Here is a 25,634-nt window from a genome sequence, read left to right on the forward strand (position 1 = left end):
TCAGATCACCAGCGATAATGCGCGAAGGCCTTGTTGGCCTCCGCCATGCGGTGCGTGTCTTCGCGCCGCTTGGCAGCCGAGCCGGTGCCGTTGGAGGCATCCATCAGCTCGTTCGCGAGACGTTCCGACATTGTGCGCTCCCGGCGTTCGCGGGAGAAGCCCACGATCCAGCGGATCGCCAGCGCGGTGGCGCGGCGGGGTCGCACCTCGACGGGCACCTGGTAGGTGGCGCCGCCGACACGGCGGCTCTTCACCTCGACCTGCGGGCGGGTGTTGTCGACCGCTCGCTTCAGAATCTCGAGCGGCTCGCCGCCCGTCCGCTCGCCGACGAGATCCATCGCCTGGTACACGATGCGCTCGGCCAGCGACCGCTTGCCACGCCGCAGCACCTTGTTGATGAATTGGCTGACCAGCGTGGAGTCGTACACAGGGTCGGGAGCTATATCGCGGCGGGGCGCTGCGCCTCGGCGGGGCATGTCAGGACTCCCGCTTGGCGCCGTAGCGCGAGCGCGCCTGCCGGCGGGCGCTCACACCCGAAGCATCCAGCGCACCGCGGATGATCTTGTAGCGGACGCCGGGAAGATCTTTCACCCGGCCGCCGCGAACCAGAACGATGCTGTGCTCCTGGAGGTTGTGGCCCTCGCCCGGGATGTAGGCGGTCACCTCGACACCACTGGTGAGGCGCACGCGGGCAACTTTGCGCAAGGCGGAGTTTGGCTTCTTCGGCGTGTGCGTGTACACGCGCGTGCAGACCCCGCGCCGCTGCGGCGATCCCTTCAACGCAGGCGTGCGAACCTTCGTCGACTTCGACTTGCGGCCCTTGCGGACCAGTTGCTGGATCGTGGGCACCAAGACCTCTGTGGCTGGGGAAGCTGTAAGTGGGACAGGTTTGCGGACAGTGCTCGGCAAGTCTGTGGGGAGCCCCACCGGGAGCGAACCTGACTGAGAGAGCAGGCTAGGCAGCGCGTCCCGACACGACAACCGCCAGCGACGGGAGGACCAGGCCGCTCAGCTGGCGTCGGTGATCGACGCCACGTTCGCGTCGAGTCCCGTCTTGTCGAAATCGGTCTCGTCGCCGATCGAGGCCAGCCATGCGGCCGGATCCTCGGCGTCTTCGGACGACCAGAACTCCATCGGCTCGTACTCGGGGGCGACCGTCTCGATGTTGCGGTAGCAGTCCTGGCCCGTTCCCGCAGGAATGAGCTTGCCGATGATGATGTTCTCCTTGAGGCCCTTCAAGCCGTCGCGGCGCGACTCGATGGCAGCCTCGGTCAGCACGCGGGTCGTCTCCTGGAAGGAGGCAGCCGACAACCACGACTCGGTCGCCAGCGACGCCTTCGTGATGCCCATGATGATCGGGCGGCCTTCTGCGGGGCGGCTGCTCTGGGCCACCAGTTCGCGGTTGGCTTCGCGATAGATCCGCTGGTCGACCTGTTCGCCGGGCAGGAACGGCGAGTCGCCCTGCTCGCCTACGAGCACTCGCCGGGTCATCTGGCGGATGATCAACTCGATGTGCTTGTCGTGGATCGACACGCCCTGCTCGCGGTACACCTTCTGGACCTCGGAAACGAGGTACTGCTGGGTTTCGCGCACACCGCGGATCTCGATGAGCTCCTTGGGATCGCGTGGTCCGTCCACAAGCGGGTCGCCAGCGCGGATGTCCTGACCGTCGACGACCGCGAGGCGTGACATCGACGGGACGGTGTAGGTGTCCTCGGAGCCGTCGTCACCGATGACGTCGATCTGACGGCCCCGACCGTCGTCCTCGCCGATGCGCACCACGCCCGAGCGGCGGGCTAGGACAGCCTTGCCGCGCGGGGTGCGCGCCTCGAACAGCTCCACGACGCGGGGCAGACCGCCAGCGATGTTCTCGCCGCCGATGACACCGCCGGTGTGGAAGGTCCGCATGGTCAGCTGCGTGCCGGGCTCGCCGATGGACTGCGCGGCAATGACGCCGACCGCCTCGCCCACCTCGATTAGCTTGCCCGTTGCCAGCGATCCGCCATAGGCCGTGGCCGACACCCCGAATTCGGAGTCGTCGGTGAGGGGGGACAGCACACGCACCCCCGTGACCTCAGGATCGTCGCGCAGCGCAATCAGCTCGTCCTCGCCGATCAGCCTCCCGGCTTCGAACACAGTGCCATCACTGAGCGTCACCTCCGCCGCGAGGCAGCGACTGAACAGCCGCGTGTCAAGGTGCGTGCGCTTGTCCGGCCTGTCAGCGGCGATGTCATCGATCCACAGCCCGTTCACCGGACCAGGACGGTCGAAAGGATTCTCGCTGTTGATGATGAGCTCTTGAGCCACATCGACCAGACGGCGGGTGAGATAGCCCGAGTCTGCGGTTCGCAGCGCCGTGTCGACCAGACCCTTGCGGGCGCCTGGCGTGGAGATGAAGTACTCCAGTGTGGCGAGGCCTTCCCGGTACGAGGACTTGATCGGGCGCGGGATGATGTCGCCACGAGGGTTGGCCACCAGCCCGCGGATCGCCGCGATCTGGCGCACCTGCATCATGTTTCCGCGAGCACCTGAGCCGACCATCATGTCGATCGGGTTGAAGGTGGTCTTGGCCAATTCAGCCTCGAGCGAACGCCGCACTTCGTCGGTGGCGTCGGTCCAGATCTCCACTTCCTTCTGACGCCGCTCGCCATCGGTGATGATGCCGCGCCGGAATTGGGTCTCGACTCGCTCAGCCTCGCCTTCGTGTCGCTCGAGGATCTCGGCCTTGTCCGGCGGCGTGCGCACGTCGTCGACCGAGATCGTCAGACCTGAGCGGCTGGCGTAGGAGTAGCAGAGGTCCTTGATGTGGTCCAGGCTCGTCGCAATGTCGCTGGTGCTGTAGTTGTCCGAAAGCGCGCGAACGATCTGGCCCATTTCGCTCTTGCGAACAGCGCGATTGATGTACTCAAAGTCGTCGGGCAATGCGGCGTTGAACAGCGCACGGCCGGGCGTGGTCGGGATGAACCCGCCGTCGCCGTCGCTGAGCTGCGGGATGCGCCACTCGATGAACTGGTGCAACCCAACCTGAGACCCCTCGAGCGCCCGCTCGATCTGGTGCAGGTGACGGAAGATGGGCTTGTCAGCGTCGGGATCGTTGAGATCGTCCTCATTGCCGCGCGTACGCAACTCGGTCAGGTAGTAGCTGCCGATCAGCATGTCCTGACTGGGCACGGTCATGGGACGGCCGTCGGCCGGGCTCAGGATGTTGTTGGCCGACAGCATCAGGACCCGGGCTTCTGCCTGCGCCTCCGAGGACAGCGGCAGGTGAACGGCCATCTGGTCGCCGTCGAAGTCGGCGTTGAACGCGGCGCACACCAGCGGGTGGATCTGGACTGCCTTGCCTTCCACCAGCAGCGGTTCGAAGGCCTGGATGCCCAGCCGGTGCAGCGTTGGCGCCCGGTTCAGCAGCACCGGATGTTCCTTGATGACGTCCTCGAGCACGTCCCAGACGTCAGCGCGCCGGCGCTCCACCATCCGCTTGGCCGACTTGATGTTCTGGGCGATCTCCGAGTCGACCAGCCGCTTCATGACGAACGGCTTGAACAGCTCCAACGCCATCAGCTTGGGCAGCCCGCACTGGTGCAGGCGCAGCGTGGGCCCTGCAACGATGACCGACCGGCCCGAGTAGTCCACTCGCTTGCCGAGCAGGTTCTGGCGGAAACGGCCCTGCTTGCCCTTCAACATGTCCGACAGCGACTTCAGCGCCCGGTTGCCGGGACCTGTCACAGGACGGCCCCTTCGACCGTTATCGAACAGCGCATCCACCGCCTCTTGCAGCATGCGCTTCTCGTTGTTGACGATGATCTCGGGTGCCCGCAGATCCAGCAGACGCTTCAGCCGGTTGTTCCGGTTGATGACCCGGCGGTACAGGTCGTTGAGATCGGACGTCGCGAAGCGGCCGCCGTCAAGCTGGACCATCGGCCGCAGATCCGGCGGGATGCACGGTACGGCATCGAGAATCATCGCCCGGGGATCGTTGATGCGACGACCGTGCTCGTCACGCCGGTTGAAGGCGCTCAGGATTTTGAGACGCTTGATCGCCTTCTGCTTGCGCTGCGCGGACAGCGGACGGCGCCCGTCGGCGGCCTCGATGGCGGCTCGAAGCTCGGCCTCTTCAGTGTCGAAGTCCATGTTGGCCATGAGCTGCGCAATGGACTCGGCGCCCATGCCGCCTTCGAAGTACTGGCCGTAGCGATCCTCCAACTCGCGCCAGAGATCCTCGTCGTCGATGATCATTCGCTCGTGCAGATCTTTGAGCGCAGCAAACGCACGCTCGACGAGGTCTTTTTCTTCGTCGGCTGCTTCGTCGAGCGCCTCGAGATCGCGGTCGGCCTCACGCTGAGCCGACCTCAAGTCGCGTTCACGAGCGCCATCGGTCTCCAGCGATGCGAGCTCGCCTTCGAGCTGTCCAAGCCGTTCTGCCCGCCGCTCAGCGAGTTCCTCGTCAATGACGGCGATCTCCTCGGCCTTCTCGGCCTCGAGCCGCGGCAGGTCGGTGTGCAGCTTGTCGCTCTCGACCTTGGTGACGAGGTTCGCAGCAAAGTAGATGACACGTTCCAGCGCCTTGGCCTTGAGCTCCTGGCGGGGATCGAGGCCGGTCAGGAAGTACGCCAGCCACGAGCGAGTGCCGCGTAGGTACCAGATGTGCACGACCGGCGCTGCCAGCTCGATGTGGCCCATGCGCTCACGTCGCACCTTGGATCGGGTGACCTCGACGCCGCAGCGCTCGCAGATGATTCCCTTGAACCGGACGCGCTTGTACTTGCCGCAGCCGCACTCCCAGTCCTTGGTGGGACCGAAGATCTTCTCGCAGAACAAGCCGTCTTTCTCGGGCTTGAGCGTGCGGTAGTTGATGGTCTCCGGCTTGCGGACCTCGCCGTTGGACCATGTGCGGATGGCGTCGGCAGTCGCCAAGCCGATTCGGATGTCAGAGAAGTCGTTGACGTCGATCATGCTGTGTGTCTGGCCCTATGTGTCGTGCGAGTTCTTGCTGTTCGATTGCGCCGGTCAGATGCGCTGACGGCGTAGTTCGTCTTCTTCATCGGTGCCGCGCTCGGGCCGACTGATGTCGATGCCCAGCGATTCCTCGGCACGGAAGACGTCTTCGTCGAGACCCTGGATGTCGATCTGATGCCCTGCTGTCGACATGACCTCGACGTTGAGGCAGAGCGCCTGCATCTCCTTGATGAGCACCTTGAAGCTCTCAGGGATGCCGGGCTCTGGAATGTTCTCGCCCTTGACGATCGCCTCGTACACCCGAACCCGGCCCAGCACGTCGTCGGACTTGATCGTGAGCAGCTCCTGCAGGCAGTAGGCGGCGCCATAGGCCTCGAGCGCCCAGACTTCCATCTCGCCGAATCGCTGGCCGCCGAACTGCGCCTTGCCGCCCAGCGGCTGCTGGGTGATCATCGAGTACGGGCCGGTGGAGCGGGCGTGGATCTTGTCGTCGACGAGGTGCGCCAGCTTCAAGATGTAGCTGTAGCCCACCATGATCGGCTCGTCGTAGCGCTCGCCGGTGCGCCCGTTGTAGAGCGTCGTCTTGCCCGTACGGGTCATGAGTCGTTCGCCGGTGATCGACTCCGGCCGCAGGTTCTCGAGCGTCTGCTGGATCGTGGGATGCCGTCCAGCAGCCTCTTCCTCGTCCCAGCGTGCGCCGTCGAACACCGGGGTGGCGATGAACACCGACGGCTCGGTGGTGGGGCGGGTCTTGCGGGCGGTGTTGCTGACCGGCTCGGAACCGATCATCTGCTCATTGCCGCCCTCATCGGTGGCCTTCCAGCCCCAGCGGGCCGCGTAGCCCAAGTGCGCCTCGAGCACCTGGCCGACGTTCATGCGGCTCGGCACGCCGAGCGGGCTCAAGATGATGTCGACCGGCGTGCCATCGGCCAAGTACGGCATGTCCTCGACCGGGAGGATCTTCGAGATCACGCCCTTGTTGCCGTGGCGGCCGGCAAGCTTGTCGCCCACGCTGATCTTGCGCTTCTGGGCCACGTAGACACGCACCAGCTGGTTCACGCCAGGTGGCAGCTCGTCGTCCTTGTCGCGGCTGAACACCCGGATGTCGGTGACGACGCCGTTCTCGCCGTGGGGCACCTTGAGCGACGTGTCGCGCACCTCGCGGGCCTTCTCGCCGAAGATGGCACGCAACAGCCGTTCCTCAGGTGTGAGCTCGGTCTCGCCCTTGGGGGTGACCTTGCCCACCAGCACAGCGCCTGGCTCGACTTCGGCACCGATGCGCACAATGCCCTGCTCGTCGAGGTCGGCGAGGATGTCGTCGGCCAGATTGGGAATGTCCCGGGTGATCTCCTCGGGTCCCAGCTTGGTGTCGCGGGCGTCGATCTCGTACTCGTGAATGTGGATCGACGTGAGCACGTCGTCCTTCACGAGGCGCTCGGACAAGATGATGGCGTCCTCGAAGTTGTAGCCCTCCCAGGCCATGTAGGACACGAGGAGGTTCTTGCCCAGCGCCAGCTCGCCGTGATCAGTTGACGGCCCGTCGGCAATCACCTGACCGGCGGTCACCTTGTCACCGGGGCGCACGAGCGCCTTCTGGTTGATGCAGGTGTCCTGGTTGGAGCGTCGGAACTTGAGCAGCGGGAACACGTGCTCATAGCCGTCGTCGGATTCCAGGATGACCTGGTCGCCGGTTACCTCTGTCGCGACGCCGTCGATGTCGGACAGGACCATCTCGGCAGCGTCGGCCATGGCCAGACCCTCGATGCCGGTTCCGATGTAGGGGGCTTCGGCCCGCAGCAGAGGGACAGCTTGGCGCTGCATGTTGGCGCCCATGAGCGCTCGGTTTGCGTCGTCGTGCTCGAGGAACGGGATCAGCGCTGTGGCCACCGACACGATTTGCTTAGGCGACACGTCCATAAGCTGGACTTCGGACGCCGGCACGTAGCTGATCTCGGTGGTGGCAGCGAAGTAGGTGTCGCGCTCCATCTGCAGGCGCAAGTCTTCCAGGCTGGCGCCTTGGGGACTCTTGCGGACAAGCACGCGGGGATTGCGGAACGAACCGTCGGGATTGAGCGGCGCGTTGGCCTGCGCTACGACGTATTCCTCTTCCTCGTCGGCGGTCAGGTAACGCACCTCGCGGGTGGAGACACCGTCGCGGACGACGCGGTACGGCGACTCGATGAAGCCGAACTCGTTGACGCGGGCGAACGTCGCCAGCGCGCCGATCAGGCCGATGTTCGGGCCCTCGGGCGTCTCGATGGGGCACATGCGCCCGTAGTGGCTGAAGTGGACGTCACGTACCTCGAAACCGGCGCGCTCGCGTGACAGGCCACCGGGGCCGAGCGCGGACAGGCGACGGCGGTGGGTGAGGCCCGACAGCGGATTCACCTGGTCCATGAACTGGCTGAGCTGGCTGGTGCCGAAGAATTCCTTGGTGGCCGCCACGACCGGCCGGATGTTGATGAGCGTCTGCGGCGTGATCGCCTCGACGTCCTGTGTGGTCATGCGCTCGCGCACGACCCGCTCCATACGGCTCAGCCCGATGCGAACCTGGTTCTGAATCAGCTCGCCGACCGAGCGGATGCGGCGGTTGGCGAAATGGTCCTGGTCGTCGAGCCGGTAGCCGGGCTCGGCGTTTGCCAGGTGCAGCAGGTAGCTCGCTGTGGCCAGGACCTCGCTGCGGGTGAGCACCGTGGATTCTGGGTCGGGCCGGATGAGCTCGGGATGATCAAGCGCCCGCGGGTCGTCTCGGTCGACGAAGTCGAGGCCGAACAGCTCCGACACGCGATCCAGTTCGGGGCCAAGCTTGCGATTCAGCTTGTAACGGCCGACCTTGGATAGCGAGTACCGGCGATCGTCGAAGAAGGCGTTCTGGAAGTAGTTGTTGGCGGCGTCGGCCGTGGCCATCTCGCCAGGACGCACACGCTTGTACAGCTCGATGACCGACTGTTCCTGGGAGACCGCGACGTGGCGGTCCTTCTCCCACTGCGGCTCGAGAAAGTCGAAGTGCTCGACGAAGCGCTCGAGCAAGCCGGGATAGCGGTCTTCGCCGTAGCCCAGGGCTCGCAGCAGCGAGAAGATGCTGAGCCGGCGCTTTCGGGCCACACGGCTGCCGGCGGTCGGGTCCTTGCCGGGCTTGTGCTCGACGTCGAACTCGATCCACTCGCCGCGGTAGGGGTGAATGGTTGCGGTTACCAGCTGGTGCTTGGACATGTTCCGCAGCCGGTAGCGCTCACCGGGCTGGAAGATGACCCCGGGCGAACGGACAAGCTGACTGACCACGACCCGCTCGGTGCCATTGATGATGAACGTGCCCTTGGGGGTCATCATCGGGAAGTCGCCCATGAACACGGTCTGGGCCTTGACCTCACCGGTGTGGGCGTTCTTGAACTCGGCGCGCACGAAGATCGGCGCCGAGTACGTCATGTCGCGTTCCTTGCACTCCTCCACGGAGAACTTGGGCGGCGGACGAAGGTCCTCGTCGTGCGGGTCAAAAGAGAAGACCAGCTGCAGGTGCCCACCGAAGTCGCTGATGGGGCTGATGTCGGCGAACGTCTCAGCGAGGCCGACGTCGAGGAAGCGTTGGAAGGAGTCCTTTTGGATGGACACGAGGTCCGGGAGTTCCAGGACTTCGTCGAGGTTGCCGAACGAATAGCGTTCGCGGCCGACAAGAGACGACAACGGACTCTCCTAGCGGTTCAGTTGTGCGGGATGGGTCGCAGGCGACTGCCGACGGCCATTGACGATTGAGCACAAGCGCGCGCAGTCGCAGGTGTCCGCAGCAAACGGTGACCTCAACCCTGGGCCTCGATGCTGGGGACTGGTGGGGTGCGCGAAGGGAGAGGCCACCTGTGCCACGGCCAGAACGAGGCTACCCAGCCCTAGCGTGCGCCACAACCGTGACGCCGAGTTCGCGGCCAGTTGATGGCAGCGCGCGACTATGACAGCTCGACAGTGGCGCCGACAGCTTCGAGGGCCTCTTTGGCCTTGTCGGCGTCTACCTTCGGCACGCCCTCGAGCACGGCCTTCGGGGCGGCCTCCACGAGATCCTTGGCCTCCTTGAGACCCAGGCTCGTGAGCGAACGCACCTCCTTGATGACCTGCACCTTCTTGTCGCCGATGGCAGTCAGCATGACGGTGACCTCGTCGGCGGCTTCGGGGGCGGCTTCGCCGTCGCCGTCGGATCCTGCGGCAGCGGCAGCCACCATCATCGGTGCGGCCACAGCGGCAGTGACGTCGAAGCGCTCTTCGAACGCCTTCTTCAGCTCGACCAACTCGAGCACCGTCATGTTGCCGATGGCGTCGAGGATCTCTTCGGTGGATGTACTCACTGGTTGTTCTCCGTTTCTGTTGAGTTCTCCGTGGAGTTGCGGTCAATCAGCGCCTGGACAAGACCGGACACTTCGCCGATCAGGTTGTTCATCATCGAGGCGAGTGCATTGAGTGGCGCAGCGAATGCACCGAGCATCTGTGCCATCAGCTCGTCGCGTGACGGCAGGTCTGCAAGCTCACGCACCTGAGCATCGTTCAGCAGGGTGCCCGCCAGCACGCCGCCCTTGATGACGAGTGCTTCATGGGTGGTCGCGAACGTGCGGAGAGCTTTGGCGGCGGCGGAGGGATCCTTGCCACAGAAGGCAAGGGCTGTCGGTCCCCCGAGCAAGTCGAGCGTCCCGGGGGGCGCATTATCAGACAGCGCCCGGCGAACCAAAGTGTTCTTGTAGATCTTGTAGCGGCAGTCGGCATCGATGAGACGGCCACGCAAGTCGGCCATCGCGGCCACGTCGAGACCTCGGTACTCGGTGAACAGCACCGCTTCGGCCTCACCGAATCGTTCGCGGACCTCGTCCACCACGGCGACCTTGTCGGCCCGCGGCGTACGTTCCTCAGCCGCCGTTGCTGTTGGCCCGCTTGTTGCTGTAGGCACTGTGGGGATCTCCTGTGCTGCGGGATTCGCTGTCGTAGGGCTGGTTGATCGCTCCCGGTCCCGGATCGGGCACCGGTCCGCAGACCAGACAGAACCGCGCCCCAGCGCATCCGCGCACAGGAAGACAGTCCGCCTCATCAGGCCCGACCCGTGTGGCTTGCCCGTGTTGAGCAAGCCCCTGAAACACGTTCAGACGGGGCCGATTTCAGGCCGAAGCCACCGGAGTTCTACGGCGAGCAGGTTGTAGAACCCCACACGCTACCGGGAGCCCCGGACGCGTCCAACTGCCAGCGGTTAGTTGAAAATGGTGGGGTCGACGCGGATGCCAGGGCCCATCGTCGATGAGACCACCATCTTGCGGACGTATCGACCCTTGGCGCTGGCCGGCTTTGCCCTAGCCAGTTCGCCCATGACTGCATCAAGATTGGCGTTCAGATCCTCGGCGCTGAAGCTGACCTTGCCGATCGCCAGGTGCACGTTGCCGTATCGGTCGGTGCGGTACTCGACCTTGCCGCCCTTGAACTCGCCCACGGCCCTGCCGACATCGGGGGTCACCGTGCCGGACTTGGGGTTCGGCATCAGTCCACGCGGACCCAGCACCTTGCCCAGGCGACCGACCACGCCCATCATGTCGGGCGTCGCGATCGCCACGTCGAAATCGGTGAAGCCGCCCTCCACACGCTCCGCCAGATCGGCGCCGCCCACCACATCGGCACCTGCCTCGGAGGCTTCCGCGGCCGCCTCACCTTGCGCGAACACTGCAACTCGCACATCGCCGCCTGTGCCTGACGGCAGCGCAACTGTGCCCCGAACCATCTGGTCGGCCTTGCGCGGATCGACGCCGAGCCGGATCGACAGCTCGACCGACTCGTCGAACTTCGCCGTGGCGAAGCTTCGCACCATGTCGATTGCCTGGCTCGGCTCGTGCATCATCTGACGGTCAAAGCGACGGATGGTGTCGGCGTACTTCTTTCCTGACATATGGGGGTCTCCTGTGGTTCGCCTCAGCCGGTGACTTCGATGCCCATCGACTGCGCGGTGCCGATCACCTGCAGCTTGGCGGTCTCGAGGTCACGGGCGTTGAGGTCGGGCATCTTCGTGGTGGCGATCGCGGCGACCTGTGCCTCGGTGACCTGTGCCACCGTCTCCCGACCGGGATTGTTCGCGGCCTTCTCGAGCCCAGCCGCTTGACGCAGCAGAACCGATGTCGGCGGCGTCTTGGTCACGAACGTGAACGTCCGGTCCTCGAAGATCGTGATCTCGACGGGCACGATCGTGCCGCGCTGGCTCTCGGTCTTGGAGTTGTACTCCTTGCAGAAGTCCATGATTGCCACACCGTGCGGGCCCAGCGCGGTGCCCACCGGCGGTGCCGGCGAAGCCTGCCCGGCGGGAATCTGGATCTTCACGATCGCGGTGACTCTCTTGCGCCTCGATGACCTTGCTGGGTTTTCTGCCATGGGGTGTTCCTCGGAACTTGCCTGCGCAGATGCTCAGGTCTTTGACTGCCGCTGGCGCGGCTCAGATCTTTGCGACTTGGACGAAGTCGAGTTCGACGGGGGTCTCGCGGCCGAAGATGTTCACCAACACCTTCACCTTCAGCTGCTCCTCGTTGATCTCGATCACTTGACCCTGGAAGTCCGAGAACGGACCTTCCTTGATGCGCACGCTCTCGTCAATTTCGAAGATCATCGACGGCTTGGTGCGGCGCGGCATCTCGGGCCCGTCGTCGGGCTCGGCGAGGAAGGCCTCTACTTCCCGGCGGCGAAGCGACGACGGCTTGCCACCTGGGCCCGCATACCCGGTAACGCCGGGCGTGCTGCGGATCATGTGGTGCGCCTCGTCGCTGGGGCGGCAACGGATGAGCAGGTAGCCGGGGAAAACCTTCTTCTTCGCGACAACCTTGCGGCCGGCCTTGAACTCGATCACGTCCTCCATCGGGATCGCGACCTCGAGGATCTGTTCCTCCATGTCGAATGTGCCGATCCGGGCTTCGAGGTTCTGCTTGACCTTCTTCTCGTAGCCCGACTGTGTGTGCACGACGAACCAGCGGCCCGGCCGGTCATAGGGAGAGACACGCTTCGCCTCGGGCTCGTCGGCAGCGAGCAGGTCGTCCTCGGTGAGCACGTTGGCAAAGCCCGCCTCATCGGTGGCTCCCTCGACGGTGTCTGCGGTCTCAGTTGCCTCGGCGGTTTCGGGGCCCGGTCCCATCAGGGTCGTGGCCGTCTGTGAGCTCAGCAACCGGCGAGCGGTCGCCATCGGGTCGGTGTCGGGCTCTGCGGAGGTATCGGTCGGGTCACTCATGTTCGTCAGTTCAGATCTTCGTCAGTTCACGTCAAAAAGGCGGAGGACGCCTTCACCTAGAATCCAATCGAGGCCGGCAATGATCGCTGTCAGGATCACGATGGTGATGAACACGACAATCGAGTAGTTGACGATCTCGGCCCGAGTCGGCCAGATCACCTTCTTGAGCTCGGAACGAACCTCGCCCACGAACTGCGCAGGCCCGGCCCGTTCTGTGGTCGGCGACGCCGACGCAGGCTGACGCCGTTCACGCCTCGCCGCCGGCGCGCCGTCAGCCGTCATCTCGCCCTGACGCTGCAGGTGACGGCGTGTCCGTCGGTTCATGGCCATCGGGAAAGTCTCCGGCTCAGAATTTCAGGGGCTTGGGCATGGTCGGTCCGCCCGGCTGACGGTCAACAGGACGGCGGAAGCGCAGGGCAGGAGGGACTTGAACCCGCAACCGCCGGTTTTGGAGACCGGTGCTCTACCAAATTGAGCTACTGCCCTCAGCGAGGATGCGGGCCTTCTGGGCGAATGTCCGCCGCAACACGCTACCGGCAGCAATCTGGGTCGCGTCCAGATCCAGTAGCGGGACCGGGGCTCGAACCCGGGACCTCACGATTATGAGCCGTGCGCTCTGACCAACTGAGCTATCCCGCCAAAGTGTCTTGCGAAGCCTACTGATAGCACCGATATGCGCCCTAGCCGGGACCTCGCGCGGCGAGCCCCGTGCCGGAATCGAACCGGCGACACCAGCCTTACCATGGCTGTGCTCTACCTACTGAGCTAACGGGGCGACATCCGTACGCATCCCGAGCGATGTGCGCGGAAGTTTGTGGGGTCCGGAGTGTAGCTGTGGACCCCCGATAGCTTCGCTGCCATGCGAATCCGGCTGGCCACGATGGCCGATGCCGACGCGATCGCGGAGATCTACAACCGCGAGGTCAACGAGGGCACTGCGACGTTCGACATGGTGCCCCGCACGGCTGCCGAGCAGGCGGCCTGGATGCGAGACCATTCGGGTGCCTACCCGTGCATCGTGGCAGTCCCCGAGACAACTGACGACACTGTGCTGGGCTGGGCGTGCCTGTCGCCGTACCGGACTCGGCCGGCGTACTCGACCAGCGTCGAGGACTCCATCTACGTCCATCGCGACCACCAGGGACGCGGTGTGGGCGGCCTGCTGCTCGGCAAACTCGTCGCCCTCGCCGACGAGCACGGGTTTCACGCAATCTTCGCCCGCATCGCCGATGCCGGTGCGGCCTCAGTAGCGCTGCACGTCAAGCACGGCTTCGAGCTCATCGGCGTGGAGCGAGAAGTGGGTCGCAAGTTCGGCCGTTGGCTCGATGTGACGCTCATGCAGCGTCTGCGCCCTGCCTAAAGCGCGTTTGGAGCCCAACCCGCTCAGAAGTGCCAGGGGAACTGCTCGAATTCGGGGTCCCGCTTCTCCAGGAAGGCATCACGGCCCTCGGCGGCTTCGTCAGTGCCGTAGGCCAGCCGGGTGGCCTCCCCCGCGAACACTTGCTGGCCGACGAGCCCGTCGTCGATGAGGTTGAACGCGAACTTGGCCATCCGCTGTGCCGTCGGCGAACGGGAGACGATCTCGGCCGCCCACTCCAGCGCCACCGACTCCAGTTCGGCGTGGGGCGCCACCGCGTTCACATCGCCCATGTCGAAACGCTCCTGGGCGGAGTACGTGCGACCGAGGAAGAAGATCTCTCGAGCCTTCTTCTGGCCGATCTGGCGGGCCAGGTAGGCCGAGCCGAAGCCGCCGTCGAAGCTGGCGACGTTGGTGTCGGTCTGGCGGAAGCGGGCGTGCTCGGCCGAGGCGATGGTCAGGTCGCAGACGACGTGCAAGCTGTGCCCGCCGCCCACCGCCCAGCCGCTCGCCACGCAGATCACAACCTTGGGCATCATCCGGATGAGGCGCTGGCACTCCAGGATGTGCAGGCGCCCGGTGCGGGCCGGGTCGATGTCTGCAGCAGTCTCGCCGTCGGCATAGCGATACCCGTCCCGGCCACGGATGCGCTGGTCGCCTCCTGAGCAGAACGACCAACCCCCGTCGGCCGGCGCCGGACCGTTCCCGGTCAGCAGGATGCAACCCACATCGGGCGTCATGCGGGCATGGTCGAGCGCCCGGTACAGCTCGTCCACCGTGTGCGGGCGGAAGGCGTTGCGCACGTCGGGCCGGTCGAACGCGATGCGAACCGTCCCGTGTTCCGTGCTGCGATGGAACGTGATGTCGGTGAAGTCGAACCCGTCGACTGCCTCCCAGCGTGACGAGTCGAAGGTGTCCGAGACATGAGGCAAGAACGGCATGGGTGCTCCAAGGCCGGTGACGTGCAGGCACGGTATTGGCTCAGACCCGTCCTGAAACAGGACTGCGTGCGAAACTGCGAGCCGCAGCAGCAGCACAGACAAGGGGAACAGCAGCATGAAGTTCGGGCTCAGGTACTGCAACACCGGCAAGTTCGCCACCGACACGGCGCTGGCGGCAGAGCTCGTTCAGGCCGGCGAGGCCGCCGGATTCGAATCGGCGTGGACGGTGGAGCACACCGTGATTCCGTCGGGCTACCAGTCGCAGTACCCCTACAGCCCTGACGGCAAGATGGCCGGCGGCGTGGAGGATCTGCTGCTGCCCGATCCGCTGATGTGGATGGCCTACATGGCTGGCGTCACGTCCACCATCAACTTCGCCACCGGCATCCTGATCGTGCCCCAGCACAGCCCGGTCGTGTGCGCCAAGCAGATCGCCACGCTCGACCACATGTCCGGTGGACGCGTCCTGCTGGGCATCGGCGTGGGCTGGATGCGTGAGGAGTTCGAGGCGATCGGTGTGCCGTTCGATGATCGAGGGCGGCGCACCGATGAGTACGTGGCCGCCATGCGGGAGCTGTGGTCAGCCGATCGGCCTACGTTCGGGGGCGAGTTCGTGAACTTCGATGCCGCGTACTGCCGGCCGCAGCCGGTGAACGGCTCGGTGCCGATCATCGTGGGCGGCGATTCCAAAGTTGCTGCGCGACGGGCGGGGCGGCTCGGCGACGGCTACTTCCCCGCCCGCGGTGCGCCGTGGGACCTCATCGACTTGGCCCGCCAGACCGCCGTCGAGCACGGCCGGGATCCCGATGCGCTGGAGATCACGGTGTCGGTGCCTGCGGACCTCGACGAAATCCCGGAGCTGGCCCGTCGGGGGGTCAGCCGGATTGCGGTGCCAGTGTCACCAATGGCCGGTCTGCAGACCGTGATCGCCACGCCCGACGACGCCAGCTCGTGGGCCGAGACCATCGAGCGCTACGCCGACCTCTAGACGTCGGCTCGTCTGAGAAAGATTGAAATAAATCGAGATCTACCAAGAGCACTCGGGAACTACGTTGCGCGATCGGCGGGACGGACCCGGAAGACCTTGATGAGCCGTGCGCCCGGGTCCGTCCCGCTCGCATCGCGCGATGACGCCAGCGTATACGCGGCTGTCTCGCTAACAGAACTGGAATTCGACCAGGTCGTCGCGGGCGTACTGGTCGGGCAGGGCCACTTCCCAGTCGAGGTAGGCCTGCATGGCGGCTCGGGCCACTTCGGCGTCTTCGGGGTCGTGCGGCAGCGGCGGCTGACGTGAGCGGCGCGCTGCTTCAGCGTCGTCGTTGCCGCCGGTTACCAACCCTGGCTCGTCCAGCCAATCGGGCTCGAGCACCCAGGCGTCCCAGCCCATCTGGATGAGCCACGAGGCCGACATGGTGGCGCCGATGCTGTCGTGGTCAGCCAATACCACCCGCGCCCCTCGGGTCACCAGGTACTCATCGGTGGCCTGGACGAGTTGGCCGCCAGGTGCGCACAGCGCTCCCGCCAGGTGCCCGGCGGCGTAGTCCCCGGGTGTGCGTACATCCATGAAGTACGTCGTGCGGTCGCTCTCGGTCAGCCAGACCCCCAGCTGGTCGCGGTCAATCGTGCGCACGCCGCACCGTTCGGCCACTGCCCCAGCCGCTGCGAGCGCCTGCTGTCGCCCGCCAACGCCCGGCTCGGGAACCAACTCGTCGCAGCCATGCTCCAGCTGCAGCCCAGCCAGCTCCCATCCCATGGTGCCGTCCTTCAACGCCACGACTCGCTCCAGCCCAGCCGAGCGCAGCGATTGCGCTCCCATGATGCTGCGGGTCCGCCCGGCGCAATTCACAACGACCGTGGTGCCGTCGTCGACCAGTTCGTGGACCCGGCGCACCAATTCGCCGCCCGGGCACGACCGGCCGGTCGGGATGCTCATGCGATTGAACTCCCGGCGGGTGCGCGAATCCACCACCACCAAGTCCCGACCGTCGACCAGCCAGCCCGAGAGCTCCTCAGCGGTCACATGCGGCGTGCCGAAGTGTCCTTCGACCAACTCGCCGAACAGCTTCGACGGCACGTTGATGCCCGAGTACAGCTCGCCACCTGCAGCCGCCCAGGCGTCGATGCCGCCGTCGAGCACCGCGGTGTCGGTGTAACCGAGCACGGTGAGCTCCAGCGCCACCGCCGCGGCCTCGTCGCCTCCGTCATCGCACACCACCACCGGTGCGCCCGGACGCGGGATGCGCGCCGCAACTTCGAGCCCCACATGGCTCAGCGGCAGGTTGGCGGCATAGAGCAGGTGCCGGCGGGTGAACTCCGTGGGCTCGCGGGCATCCACCAGCGCCAACTCAGTGCCGTCGCGGCGCAGCAACCCGCGGTGCCGCTCCATCAGCTCAGCCGCCGTCACGGCGCGGACGTCAGCCATCAAGTTCTCCGGGTCGGGGCTGCGCCAGGGCGCAGGCGTACCTCAGGCAACGGCGGTCGACCGATGGCCCGGGCGGGCTTCGACGATGTGACCCACGTCGTAGTACTCACGCCACTCGCCCTCGTCGGCGTGCCAGAACCGTCGCCCCTTGAGCCGTTCCAGCGCCAAGCCGTAGCAGTGGAAGTTGGTCGACGCGCCCTCGATATGGATCGAGTGCAGATCGTGGCCCAGCATTGCCACGCCGGTGCAGCGTTCGACCATGACCTCACGGACGGCCTGCGGTTCTCCCTCGCCGGCGCACCGGTCGTAGAAGCGATTCAGCTCTTGGCCGCGCATGCCCACGATCACCGCCCACGTGGTGTGCTCGTGCGGCGGCGCGGCGGTGCCGTCGCGCACGCTTTGCACATACAGCGCCAGCTCGTCGTCGTCGTTCTGCGCGATCCGGTACATGCGCGTGCTGCGCTCGTCGACGGGCGGCGGGAAGTCCTCGAGCGGGAACAGATCGTCGCGCTCGGCCAGCTGCAGCAGCCGTTCGCGGATGCGCTCAACCCCGCCACGGTCGATACCGCCGTGCTCACGGCCGTGCGCGTCGATCTTCGCAATGTCCTCCATCGCGTCAGCGACCGCGACAGCGCGCTCGGCGGCCCGTTCTGCCGCCATATCTGTTGCGCTCATGGCTCCCCCTCTTAGAACAACGTGAGGTACTGGTCGACCTCTCCGGCGGTGACCACGCTGTGGTGAGCCAGGAATTCCTCCCGCTTTACCTTCACGAAATAGTCGCGATAGGGACCCTCGGCGGTGTCCCCCAGTCCGGCGCCGATGACGTCACAGGAAGCGAGTTCCTCGGCGGCGTGCAGCAGGGTGGGCGGCAGCACCTCGATCCCCTTGGCTGCCACCTCTTCGGCAGACAGGGCATGCAGGTTGTCGGTGTTCGGATCGCCCGGGTCGATGTCGTTGTCGATGCCGTCGAGCCCGCAGGCCAGGTACGTCGCGAACATCAGGTACGGGTTGGCGGCGCCGTCACCCAGACGTATCTCGATCCGGTCGGGCTCGGGGATGCGGATCATCTGCGTGCGGTTGTTTCCGCCGTACGCCGCGTACGCCGGTGCCCAGGTGGCTCCTGAGGTGGGCGCGCCCACCCCCATGCGCTTGTAGGAGTTAACGATCGGGCAGACCACCGCCACCAGCGAGCGGGCGTGGCGGGTGATCCCGCCCACGAACTTGTAGGCGAGGTCGCTCAGGCCCAGTCCCTTGGTGTCGGGCCCGCCGCCGCTGCCGCCGATGAACAGCGGTTCGTCGGTGTCGGCGGTCCACAGGCTCAGATGGGTGTGCAGTCCGTTGCCGGTCTTGTCAGCAAAGGGCTTAGGCATAAACGTGGCGTAGCGGCCATCGCGCTGAGCCAGGGTGTGCACCATCAGCCGGAACAGGATCAGCCGATCGGCAGTGGTGAGCGCGTCGGAGTACAGCCAATTCTGCTCGTACTGGCCGTTGGCGTCCTCGTGGTCGTTGGCGTAGTTGTCCCAGCCCATGGCATCGAGGTTCTTCGACACCGCCACCAGGTGCGGCAGCATCCGGGTGAGGCCCTTGGCGTCGTAGCACGGCAGCGTCATGTTGTCGCGTTCGTCGGCCACCGAGATGGAGCCGTCGTCGTTGCGCACCACCAGCGAGTACTCGGCCTCTACGCCGCACTTCAGCACGAGGTTGCGCTCGGTCGCGGCCTCGAGCGCCCGGCGCAGGATCACCCGGGGCGAATATGGCCACAGCTCGCCCTCCACGGTGGGATCGCACTGCATTGCGGCCACGTTCGGCTGCCATGGCAGCTGTGTATACGAGGCCGGATCGGGCAGGGCCAGGATGTCGGGGCTGGAGGGGTCCTGGCCCATCGGGCCAGCCGCAAAGCCTGCAAAGCCGGCGCCGTCGCTCATCAGACCGTCCAAGGCGCTGATCGGCACCAGCTTGGCGCACGGTTTTCCGTGCATCTCCACGAACATGGCGTAGATGAACTCCACGCCGTCAGCCTCGGCCCGGCTGCGGATCTCGTCGACTGCGTCAGTGCCGTTGCTCATGGCGTTCCCCCTGTGATCGTGCCCTCACTGTCCGAGCCCTCATCGGCCCGAAACGAGCGCTGTCCCCGCGCCGACAGTACTCAACGGCGTGGCCCAATTTGGCTGGGCGCTACGGTTCGGGGCTGGACTGACGGCGACGAGGACCGTCGGGCGGAGGATCGCCATGTGCGGCATCGTGGGCCTGTTCTGCAAGACCGAGACCCACCGGCACGAGCTGGGCCGGCTCACGGCAGTGATGCTGCGGGAGATGCGTGACCGCGGCCCTGACAGCGCCGGGTTCGCCGTGTACGACCCGGGCACCGACGGCCGCACTCGTGTCACCGTGCTGGCCGAGGGGCGCGAGGTGGACTGGGGCCCGATTGCCGCCGCGCTGGAAGAGGTGCTAGGCGCTGAGGTGACGGCGCGGGCGGTCCACGACCACGCCGTGTTCACCACCGGCGGCGCTGGCCGCACCGTCCGCCAATGGATCATCGACAATGTGGCGGGCGCGTCGGTGCTGAGCTACGGCGACCAGATCGAGCTGTACAAGGCGGTGGGCGACCCGGACCTGGTCGCCGAGCGTTACGACCTTGCGGGGCGCACCGGCACCCATGCCTTGGCCCACACCCGCATGGCCACCGAGTCGGCGGTGACCACCAACGGCTCGCACCCGTTCGTCACCGGCGCAGACACCTGCCTGGTGCACAACGGTTCGTTGTCGAACCACAATCGGTTGCGGCGATTCCTGGAGGCCCAGGGCGAATCGTTCCAGACCGAGAACGACTCCGAGGTGGCGGCCGGCTACCTGTCGTGGCGGATGCGCTCGGGCGACACCATCTCCGAGGCACTTGAGGGTGCGCTGGGCGACCTGGACGGCTTCTACACGTTTGCGATTGGCGTGGCCGACGGGTTCGCCATCCTGCGCGACCCCATTGCCTGCAAGCCTGCGGTGGTGGCCGAGACGGACGACTGGGTGGCCATGTCGTCGGAGTACCGAGCCATTGCGCGCCTGCCCGGCGCGACTGATGCCGAGATTTGGGAGCCGGAGCCGGCCCGTATCTACGCCTGGAGTCTGGCGGCGTGAGGGGCCGGGCGGCATGAGCGGGGCCGCGCGCGTCTTCGATCTCGCCGAGGTGGGCCGGCGAGAACTCAACCGGGCACTGCACGACGCCCCCGACGGTGAGTCCTTCGAGATTGCCAACCCCCGCGGCGCCCACGCCGTGGCCTGTGGCATCACTGCCGCGATCGACGTCGTGGTACGCGGCTCGGTGGGCTACTACTGCGCTGGTATGCACCAGCGAGGTCGTGTCCTGGTGGAGGGCAATGCCAGCACCGGGCTGGCCGAGAACATCATGTCCGGGGTGGTACACATCACCGGCAACGCCACGATGTCAGCGGGCGCGACGGGCTGCGGTGGCCTCCTGGTTGTGGGGGGCAATGCGGGCGCCCGGTGTGGCATCTCCATGAAGGGCGTCGACATCGTCGTAGGCGGCAACGTCGGCCACATGAGTGCGTTCATGGCCCAAGCCGGGAACCTGGTGGTGTGTGGCGATGCTGCGGCGGACTTGGGCGACTCCATCTACGAGGCGCAGATCTTCGTGCGGGGCGACGTGGAGTCGTTGGGCGCCGACTGTGTACCCAAGGAGATGCGGCCGGAACATCTCGACACGCTGAGGCTGCTGCTAGCAGCAGCCGACGGGGCAACCGGTGGGGCTGACGCCGGCGACTTTCGCCGCTACGCATCGGCGCGACGCCTCTACAACTTCACCATCGACGACGTCGACGCACTGCAAGCCGCCGCTCCAACCAATACGGAGGCCGCCATCCGATGACTGGGACACCGGCTGGGACACCGAACGGCGGCCCCACACCACCCAGCCACTCGGCGCCTCTCGCCAACACCGACCCTGACTACTGGCACCTGCGCGAGTCGTACACGTTCGATCGCAACGTGATCGCCGAGATCCGTCGGGCTGCCAACACTGGCATCTACCGCATCCGGGGATGGGGGGCCAAACGCCGCCTGCCCACGCTCGACGACCTGGTGTTCCTGGGGGCGTCGATGTCGCGCTACCCGCTGGAGGGATACCGGGAGGCCTGCGGCACCGATGTGGTGATCGGCGAGGACCGGGCCGAGCGGCCAGTGCACCTGAAGATCCCGGTCACCATCGCCGGCATGAGCTTCGGCTCGCTGTCGGCCCAAGCCAAAGAAGCGCTCGGCCGGGGCGCGTCGGCTGCGGGGACCTCCACCACCACCGGCGACGGCGGCATGACCACCGAGGAGCGCCAGCACTCCTCGGTGCTCGTCTACCAGTACCTGCCGTCTCGCTACGGCATGAACCCGGACGATCTGCGAGCGGCGGACGCCATCGAGGTAGTGGTGGGCCAAGGCGCCAAGCCGGGCGGCGGCGGGATGCTGCTCGGCCAGAAGATCACCGAGCGGGTAGCCGAGATGCGCACCCTGCCCACCGGGATCGACCAGCGCTCGGCGTGCCGCCATCCTGACTGGACCGGCCCCGACGACCTGGAGATCAAGATCGGCGAGCTGCGCGAGATCACCGACTGGCAGGTGCCGATCTACGTCAAGGTGGGCGCGGCCCGTCCCTACTACGACACGGCGCTTGCGGTGAAGGCCGGCGCCGACGCCGTGGTGGTCGACGGCATGCAGGGGGGCACCGCCGCGACCCAGGACGTGTTCATCGAGCACGTCGGCATCCCGACGGTGGCTGCCATTCCCGAAGCCGTACGGGCCTTGCGCGAGCTCGGCGTGCACCGTCGCGAGGTGAAGCTCATCGCCGCGGGCGGCTTTCGCTCGGGCGCAGACGTGGCCAAGGCGCTGGCGCTGGGCGCCGATGCTGCCTCGATCGGCACGGCCGCGCTGATCGCCATCGGCGACAACGACCCCGCCTATGAGGCCGAATACCGGTCATTGGGAACCTCAGCGGGATTCTGGGAGGATTTCCAAGCCGGCACCGACCCGGCCGGCATCACGACCCAGGACCCGGACCTGTCGGCCCGGCTGGACCCTGTTCTGGCTGGTCGGCGCCTGGCCAACTACCTGCAGGTGCTCACCATCGAGACCCAGATCTTGGCCCGGGCCAACGGCAAGTCGCACGTGCTGAACCTTGAACCCGAAGACCTGGCCGCGCTCACCGTGGAAGCTGCAGCGATGGCCAAGGTTCCCCTCGCCGGTACGAATTGGGTGCCTGGCGCCGATTGACCCATCGTTGATGGGCAGGTGGGGTGCTGCCTGCGGGCCCGGCACTGTCGGCGCGGCTGGACTGCGGCGACCAGTGGTCAGTTCGCTTTAGTGACTGTGACGGTGTAGGTGTTGGCGTTCTCACCGGTGACGGTAACGGTGTGTCCTCGCATGGTGACTGCTTCGTCGGGGGTGAGCATCGGGAATCCGTCGGTTCGGCTGTCGCTGCCAGCGCCGGCGATCGTGATGGACAGCTGACCGTTGTGCACACGGGAGTCCACCGTGTAGACGAGCACGCCCTCTTCGAGCAGGCCGTGGCGTGGAGGTGCGCCGCTCTGATGGGTCACGGGAGTAGTGGCGTCGAAACCGAGGCGGCGGCGATTCTCGATCACGATCATCTCGTACTCGTTCAGCGGCACCACCGCCATGACGGTCCCCGTGCCGGGCTGGGCGACTGGCTCCAGCCGCACCTCCGTGCCCGAGCGCACACCGCAGGCGACCTGTGCGGGCTCCAGCCACCCAAGCTGCCAGCGCGTCCACGCCAGCATCTCGACCGATGCAGCGAACCACAGCGTGTAGTCGGGGTCTGGATATCGGGCCTTCAGACCCATCAGTCCCAGCTCTACGAACACCCACGCAGAACCCTCTGGCGGGTCCCCGGCATCAAACACGTTCGCGTCGTACGGGTACAGGTCGACAAGCCCGAAATTGTGAGCGAGCTCGTGCGCTGCGGTCAGGCCCCAGTTCCACGGCACTCCCGCGCTCGTGCCTGGGTGCGTATTGATCCGCATGCCCGACAGGGCGGTTCGGTCAGCGAATGCCGACCCGTGAGCCAGGCCGCGCCCGAAGTGATCGCTGGGAAACACCGTCAGCACGATGTCGGTGTCAGAAAAGTCGTAGGCGTCGTCGGCTAGCCGTACCGACTCCGCGCCCGCCGACGGCCACAGACCCGTAGCGCCCGCCGCGTCATCAGCGAGGTAGGTGCGATAGGAGAGCAGCGACCGATACCACCTGTGCACGACGTCGATGCCGATGTCGAGTCTGCCGTAGCTCTGAGCCTCCAGGTACTCCTCCATGAGCGGCAGGCCAGACTCGATTTCCTCATGGGTCGTGTGGGTGGCCTGTGCATCGGGGAAGTCCATGAACAGCACAGTGATCTTCACCCGGCCCGAAGACGGATCAGCCGTCTCTGGCAGCGGGAAGCCCACCGTTGTCGAGACATCGCTGAGGCTCGGCGGGCGGCAGGCGTCGTGGCCGGCGACCGAGGCCACGGCAGCCAGGTATGCGTCGAGTGCCGACTGCGACACGGCTGCGTCGCCGCCGAACACACGCAAGCCAACTGTTGCGTTCGTTGCACGCGCCGCATCGAGGTATGTGGCTGTGTCGGCGGGGATCTGTTGGGGGTCGGCGAGCACCAGCGGGGCGCACAGTCGCGCCAGCAGCGGTGCGGCGCTGAACGAGTCGAACGGCACGCGTGCACGCGCCAACCCGATGGTGCTGGTAGCGAAACAGGGTCGCCCAGCGACGGTGCTGTACCGGTCGGCTACGAGCTCAGCGGCCTTGGCCGCGGTGTCGTAGCGAGTCTTGCCGGCGAGGCGGGTCACCGACGCCCCGAGCTCGGTGATCGCTGTCTCGACGGCTGCGCTGAGCGCTGCAGTGCCGCCCATGACCGCCACATGGTCGATGCCCGCAGTGTTCAGATACCGGGCCACATCAGGGTGCAGCTGATCGGGCGGCGACAGCAGGACCGGATGGGTGCCGAGGGCAGCGAACGGACCCGCCACCAGCGCGTCGGCAAAGACTTCGCCGCTGGCCACGATCGCCGTTCGGCCCAATCCGGGCATCACCCCCGGCTTGACCTGCCCCGCAGCAGCGACGCCGGTGCTGTATCGATTCGATCCTGTGATGCGTTCAGCTGTCATCCCTGCATCTGCCAGGGCGTCAATCACCGCGGCGCTGACCGCGCGCCCGGGGCCTTGCGTGGCTCCGCTGACGTCAGGGCCGATCACCACCGCATCGGTCACACCGACGCGCTGCAAGAACTCCAACGCATCAGATCGCAGCTCGCCAGGCGGGGTCATCAGCACCGGCGCGCCCAGCGCTCCAGCCACCGGAGCCGCGACGACGGCATCAGTCCAGCGTTCACCTGACACCAGCACCACCGACGACAGCGAACCCCCCGCGTCGGCTGCGACCGCCTTGGCGACCAGCAACGACGTCGCATAACGATCCGCGCCGCCATACCGAGCGATCGTCACATCCGAACCGTCGCCGACGGCCGCCGCGGCCGAGCCGGCGAGCAACACCAAAACGCCCCCCAGCCCCACGAGCGCAGCCAGCACCAGCACAGCCATACGCCGCACCCGCGGCACGATACTCACGGCACCTTCCGAGCATCGCCGCGGCCCAGCAAGGCGAACGGCTTCCTACGGGCTCATGGTGTCTCTCGATCAGAGAGCTGCTCGGTTCCTTTCCTGCGGTGGCAGTCGCGCCACCCGGCACGGTTCACACATGGTGGAGGTTCTCCTCGTCGGCACCAGCTGGATATCAGGCGCCGATTGAATCAACCTCAGACAGAACGACGATCCCCAGTCGAAGAAGTTACGAAGACTGCTAGCGGCCCTGCCACTGGGGCGGCCGCTTCTCGGAGAATGCCCGCGGCCCCTCGATGTAATCGGCGCTGTTGTTCATGGCGCGAACGGCCTCGTACCGGCCTTCGTGCGCTGCTCGCACGCTGGCCTCGTTGAGGCCCTGCATCGCGGCCTGCTTGGTGGCCCGGATCGACATCGGCGAGCATTCGAGGATCATCTCGGCCCAGCGACGGGCGCATGCCGGTGCCTCGCCTTTGGGGACCACCTCGGCGACGATGCCCAACTCCTTGGCCTCGGCTGCGGGCACGTGACGGCCGGTCAGCATCATGCTCATGGCCCGCTTCAGCCCGATGTGGCGCGGCAGCCGATGCACACCACCGGCCAGGGCAGCCAGGCCGACCTTCGGCTCGGGCAACGCCAGCAGCGCGTTCTCCGAGGCGACGATGATGTCGCAGGCCAGCGCGATCTCGAAGCCGCCGCCCATCGCCACGCCATTCACGGCTCCGATCACTGGCTTGTCGAGGTCCCAGCGCGAGGTCAATCCGCCGAAACCCGACGACGGCATAGCCGAACGATCGCCGCCCTCGGCCTGGTACCTCAAGTCGTTGCCTGCAGAGAACGCCCGGTCACCCTCGCCGGTCACAATCGCGACCCAGAGGTCCGGGTCGTTCTGGAATTCGTCGAACAGGTCCGACATCTCGGCATTGCCCGGCGGATGCAGCGCATTCATCCGCTCCGGCCGGTTGATCGTCACGACGAACAGGTGCCCGTCGCGTTCCGAATAACAGAATTCACCCATGCCGGGCGAACTTAGTAGTCCCCTCACCGCTTCGCTCAGCGTTGGCCGGCGCGTTCTCGGCGCGGGTCGGTTTGGTGGCGCTGCGGGGCACCGGCGCAA

Annotated in this window: 21 protein-coding genes and 3 tRNA genes; 5 read left to right on the plus strand and 19 right to left on the minus strand. The window is 66.3% G+C overall.

Features of this window, described 5'->3' with window-relative positions:
• Nucleotides 1-5 precede the first annotated feature (5 nt).
• The 13 genes from rpsG to ACPXYO_RS00970 all read right to left on the minus strand — a co-directional run bounded on the left by rpsG (nt 6) and on the right by ACPXYO_RS00970 (nt 12,956).
• Entirely contained in the window at nt 6-476 is a 471-nt protein-coding gene (rpsG, locus tag ACPXYO_RS00910; protein WP_419554761.1) for a 30S ribosomal protein S7, read from the minus strand.
• A gap of 1 nt (nt 477) precedes the next feature.
• Entirely contained in the window at nt 478-849 is a 372-nt protein-coding gene (rpsL, locus tag ACPXYO_RS00915) for a 30S ribosomal protein S12 (RefSeq protein WP_419554762.1), read from the minus strand.
• 159 nt (nt 850-1,008) lie between these two features.
• The gene (gene rpoC, locus ACPXYO_RS00920; protein WP_423915924.1) at nt 1,009-4,953 is read right to left on the minus strand and encodes a DNA-directed RNA polymerase subunit beta'; all 3,945 of its coding nucleotides are present in this window, start codon (nt 4,951-4,953) and stop codon (nt 1,009-1,011) included.
• A 54-nt stretch (nt 4,954-5,007) separates the two neighbouring features.
• Nucleotides 5,008-8,637 carry a DNA-directed RNA polymerase subunit beta gene (locus ACPXYO_RS00925; protein WP_423915926.1) on the minus strand — a complete coding sequence of 1,210 codons (3,630 nt, stop codon included), beginning with the start codon at nt 8,635-8,637 and terminating at the stop codon, nt 5,008-5,010.
• 257 nt (nt 8,638-8,894) lie between these two features.
• Entirely contained in the window at nt 8,895-9,287 is a 393-nt protein-coding gene (gene rplL, locus ACPXYO_RS00930) for a 50S ribosomal protein L7/L12 (protein WP_423915927.1), read from the minus strand.
• Nucleotides 9,284-10,018: a 50S ribosomal protein L10 gene (gene rplJ, locus ACPXYO_RS00935; RefSeq protein ID WP_423915929.1), complete on the minus strand. Its 735-nt coding sequence runs from the start codon at nt 10,016-10,018 to the stop codon at nt 9,284-9,286. The genes rplL and rplJ overlap by 4 nt, the downstream gene beginning before the upstream one ends.
• Nucleotides 10,019-10,174: 156 nt before the next feature.
• Nucleotides 10,175-10,861 carry a 50S ribosomal protein L1 gene (gene rplA, locus ACPXYO_RS00940; RefSeq protein WP_423915930.1) on the minus strand — a complete coding sequence of 229 codons (687 nt, stop codon included), beginning with the start codon at nt 10,859-10,861 and terminating at the stop codon, nt 10,175-10,177.
• Between the two features lie 23 nt (nt 10,862-10,884).
• The gene (gene rplK / locus ACPXYO_RS00945; RefSeq protein WP_423915932.1) at nt 10,885-11,337 is read right to left on the minus strand and encodes a 50S ribosomal protein L11; all 453 of its coding nucleotides are present in this window, start codon (nt 11,335-11,337) and stop codon (nt 10,885-10,887) included.
• Nucleotides 11,338-11,398: 61 nt separating this feature from the next.
• Nucleotides 11,399-12,181: a transcription termination/antitermination protein NusG gene (gene nusG / locus ACPXYO_RS00950; protein WP_423915934.1), complete on the minus strand. Its 783-nt coding sequence runs from the start codon at nt 12,179-12,181 to the stop codon at nt 11,399-11,401.
• 21 nt (nt 12,182-12,202) lie between these two features.
• Nucleotides 12,203-12,511 (minus strand): preprotein translocase subunit SecE, encoded by a 309-nt coding sequence (gene secE, locus ACPXYO_RS00955; RefSeq protein WP_420445489.1) that lies wholly within the window; start codon nt 12,509-12,511, stop codon nt 12,203-12,205.
• Between the two features lie 82 nt (nt 12,512-12,593).
• Nucleotides 12,594-12,667: transfer RNA gene (locus ACPXYO_RS00960), tRNA-Trp, on the minus strand.
• Between the two features lie 79 nt (nt 12,668-12,746).
• A tRNA-Met gene (locus tag ACPXYO_RS00965) sits at nt 12,747-12,820 on the minus strand.
• Nucleotides 12,821-12,883: 63 nt separating this feature from the next.
• Nucleotides 12,884-12,956 (minus strand) — tRNA-Thr (locus tag ACPXYO_RS00970).
• Nucleotides 12,957-13,040: 84 nt separating this feature from the next.
• On the opposite strand from ACPXYO_RS00970, the gene ACPXYO_RS00975 reads away from it, so the two are divergent.
• Complete coding sequence (locus tag ACPXYO_RS00975; RefSeq protein WP_423915936.1) at nt 13,041-13,541, plus strand: N-acetyltransferase family protein; 501 nt, start codon at nt 13,041-13,043, stop codon at nt 13,539-13,541.
• 23 nt (nt 13,542-13,564) lie between these two features.
• Here the strand turns inward: ACPXYO_RS00975 and ACPXYO_RS00980 are convergent, their stop codons facing one another.
• A complete protein-coding gene (locus ACPXYO_RS00980; protein WP_423915938.1) occupies nt 13,565-14,479 on the minus strand; it encodes a 1,4-dihydroxy-2-naphthoyl-CoA synthase in 915 nt (304 codons plus the stop codon).
• A 115-nt stretch (nt 14,480-14,594) separates the two neighbouring features.
• Between ACPXYO_RS00980 and ACPXYO_RS00985 the strand changes: the two genes are divergently transcribed.
• Entirely contained in the window at nt 14,595-15,467 is an 873-nt protein-coding gene (locus ACPXYO_RS00985) for an LLM class F420-dependent oxidoreductase (protein ID WP_423915939.1), read from the plus strand.
• A 168-nt stretch (nt 15,468-15,635) separates the two neighbouring features.
• Here the strand turns inward: ACPXYO_RS00985 and ACPXYO_RS00990 are convergent, their stop codons facing one another.
• The 3 genes from ACPXYO_RS00990 to glnT are packed head-to-tail and all read right to left on the minus strand — an operon-like array spanning nt 15,636 to nt 18,967.
• Entirely contained in the window at nt 15,636-16,901 is a 1,266-nt protein-coding gene (locus tag ACPXYO_RS00990; RefSeq protein ID WP_423915941.1) for a rhodanese-like domain-containing protein, read from the minus strand.
• 42 nt (nt 16,902-16,943) lie between these two features.
• The gene (locus ACPXYO_RS00995) at nt 16,944-17,576 is read right to left on the minus strand and encodes a cysteine dioxygenase (RefSeq protein ID WP_423915943.1); all 633 of its coding nucleotides are present in this window, start codon (nt 17,574-17,576) and stop codon (nt 16,944-16,946) included.
• Between the two features lie 11 nt (nt 17,577-17,587).
• The gene (gene glnT, locus ACPXYO_RS01000) at nt 17,588-18,967 is read right to left on the minus strand and encodes a type III glutamate--ammonia ligase (RefSeq protein WP_423915945.1); all 1,380 of its coding nucleotides are present in this window, start codon (nt 18,965-18,967) and stop codon (nt 17,588-17,590) included.
• Nucleotides 18,968-19,130: 163 nt separating this feature from the next.
• Here glnT and ACPXYO_RS01005 point away from each other — a divergent pair, with 163 nt between their 5' ends.
• The 3 genes from ACPXYO_RS01005 (at nt 19,131) to ACPXYO_RS01015 (ending at nt 22,166) form a co-directional block, all read left to right on the plus strand.
• Nucleotides 19,131-20,030 carry a hypothetical protein gene (locus ACPXYO_RS01005; protein ID WP_423915947.1) on the plus strand — a complete coding sequence of 300 codons (900 nt, stop codon included), beginning with the start codon at nt 19,131-19,133 and terminating at the stop codon, nt 20,028-20,030.
• A gap of 13 nt (nt 20,031-20,043) precedes the next feature.
• Entirely contained in the window at nt 20,044-20,778 is a 735-nt protein-coding gene (locus ACPXYO_RS01010; protein WP_423915949.1) for a hypothetical protein, read from the plus strand.
• A gap of 89 nt (nt 20,779-20,867) precedes the next feature.
• Nucleotides 20,868-22,166 carry an FMN-binding glutamate synthase family protein gene (locus ACPXYO_RS01015; RefSeq protein WP_423918603.1) on the plus strand — a complete coding sequence of 433 codons (1,299 nt, stop codon included), beginning with the start codon at nt 20,868-20,870 and terminating at the stop codon, nt 22,164-22,166.
• A 77-nt stretch (nt 22,167-22,243) separates the two neighbouring features.
• On the opposite strand, the gene ACPXYO_RS01020 is transcribed toward ACPXYO_RS01015, so the two are convergent.
• Together ACPXYO_RS01020 and ACPXYO_RS01025 are read right to left on the minus strand one after the other, a co-directional pair.
• Nucleotides 22,244-24,526, minus strand: a complete 2,283-nt coding sequence (locus tag ACPXYO_RS01020) for a cell wall-binding repeat-containing protein (RefSeq protein WP_423915950.1) — start codon at nt 24,524-24,526, stop codon at nt 22,244-22,246.
• A 232-nt stretch (nt 24,527-24,758) separates the two neighbouring features.
• The gene (locus ACPXYO_RS01025; RefSeq protein WP_423915952.1) at nt 24,759-25,535 is read right to left on the minus strand and encodes an enoyl-CoA hydratase-related protein; all 777 of its coding nucleotides are present in this window, start codon (nt 25,533-25,535) and stop codon (nt 24,759-24,761) included.
• Nucleotides 25,536-25,634 lie beyond the last annotated feature (99 nt).

This window comes from Candidatus Poriferisodalis sp. (assembly GCF_965237655.1).
Classification (GTDB): Bacteria; Actinomycetota; Acidimicrobiia; order Acidimicrobiales; family Poriferisodalaceae; genus Poriferisodalis.

What these genes read in the sequence shown, in the direction of transcription:
- rpsG (WP_419554761.1), bottom strand. Translation starts at nt 476, where the DNA reads ATGCCCCGCCGAGGCGCAGCGCCCCGCCGCGATATAGCTCCCGACCCT.
- rpoC (WP_423915924.1), bottom strand. Translation starts at nt 4,953, where the DNA reads ATGATCGACGTCAACGACTTCTCTGACATCCGAATCGGCTTGGCGACT.
- rplJ (WP_423915929.1), bottom strand. Translation starts at nt 10,018, where the DNA reads ATGAGGCGGACTGTCTTCCTGTGCGCGGATGCGCTGGGGCGCGGTTCT.
- rplA (WP_423915930.1), bottom strand. Translation starts at nt 10,861, where the DNA reads ATGTCAGGAAAGAAGTACGCCGACACCATCCGTCGCTTTGACCGTCAG.
- rplK (WP_423915932.1), bottom strand. Translation starts at nt 11,337, where the DNA reads ATGGCAGAAAACCCAGCAAGGTCATCGAGGCGCAAGAGAGTCACCGCG.
- nusG (WP_423915934.1), bottom strand. Translation starts at nt 12,181, where the DNA reads ATGAGTGACCCGACCGATACCTCCGCAGAGCCCGACACCGACCCGATG.
- secE (WP_420445489.1), bottom strand. Translation starts at nt 12,511, where the DNA reads ATGGCCATGAACCGACGGACACGCCGTCACCTGCAGCGTCAGGGCGAG.
- ACPXYO_RS00975 (WP_423915936.1), top strand. Translation starts at nt 13,041, where the DNA reads ATGCGAATCCGGCTGGCCACGATGGCCGATGCCGACGCGATCGCGGAG.
- ACPXYO_RS00980 (WP_423915938.1), bottom strand. Translation starts at nt 14,479, where the DNA reads ATGCCGTTCTTGCCTCATGTCTCGGACACCTTCGACTCGTCACGCTGG.
- ACPXYO_RS00985 (WP_423915939.1), top strand. Translation starts at nt 14,595, where the DNA reads ATGAAGTTCGGGCTCAGGTACTGCAACACCGGCAAGTTCGCCACCGAC.
- ACPXYO_RS00990 (WP_423915941.1), bottom strand. Translation starts at nt 16,901, where the DNA reads ATGGCTGACGTCCGCGCCGTGACGGCGGCTGAGCTGATGGAGCGGCAC.
- ACPXYO_RS00995 (WP_423915943.1), bottom strand. Translation starts at nt 17,576, where the DNA reads ATGAGCGCAACAGATATGGCGGCAGAACGGGCCGCCGAGCGCGCTGTC.
- glnT (WP_423915945.1), bottom strand. Translation starts at nt 18,967, where the DNA reads ATGAGCAACGGCACTGACGCAGTCGACGAGATCCGCAGCCGGGCCGAG.
- ACPXYO_RS01005 (WP_423915947.1), top strand. Translation starts at nt 19,131, where the DNA reads ATGTGCGGCATCGTGGGCCTGTTCTGCAAGACCGAGACCCACCGGCAC.
- ACPXYO_RS01010 (WP_423915949.1), top strand. Translation starts at nt 20,044, where the DNA reads ATGAGCGGGGCCGCGCGCGTCTTCGATCTCGCCGAGGTGGGCCGGCGA.
- ACPXYO_RS01025 (WP_423915952.1), bottom strand. Translation starts at nt 25,535, where the DNA reads ATGGGTGAATTCTGTTATTCGGAACGCGACGGGCACCTGTTCGTCGTG.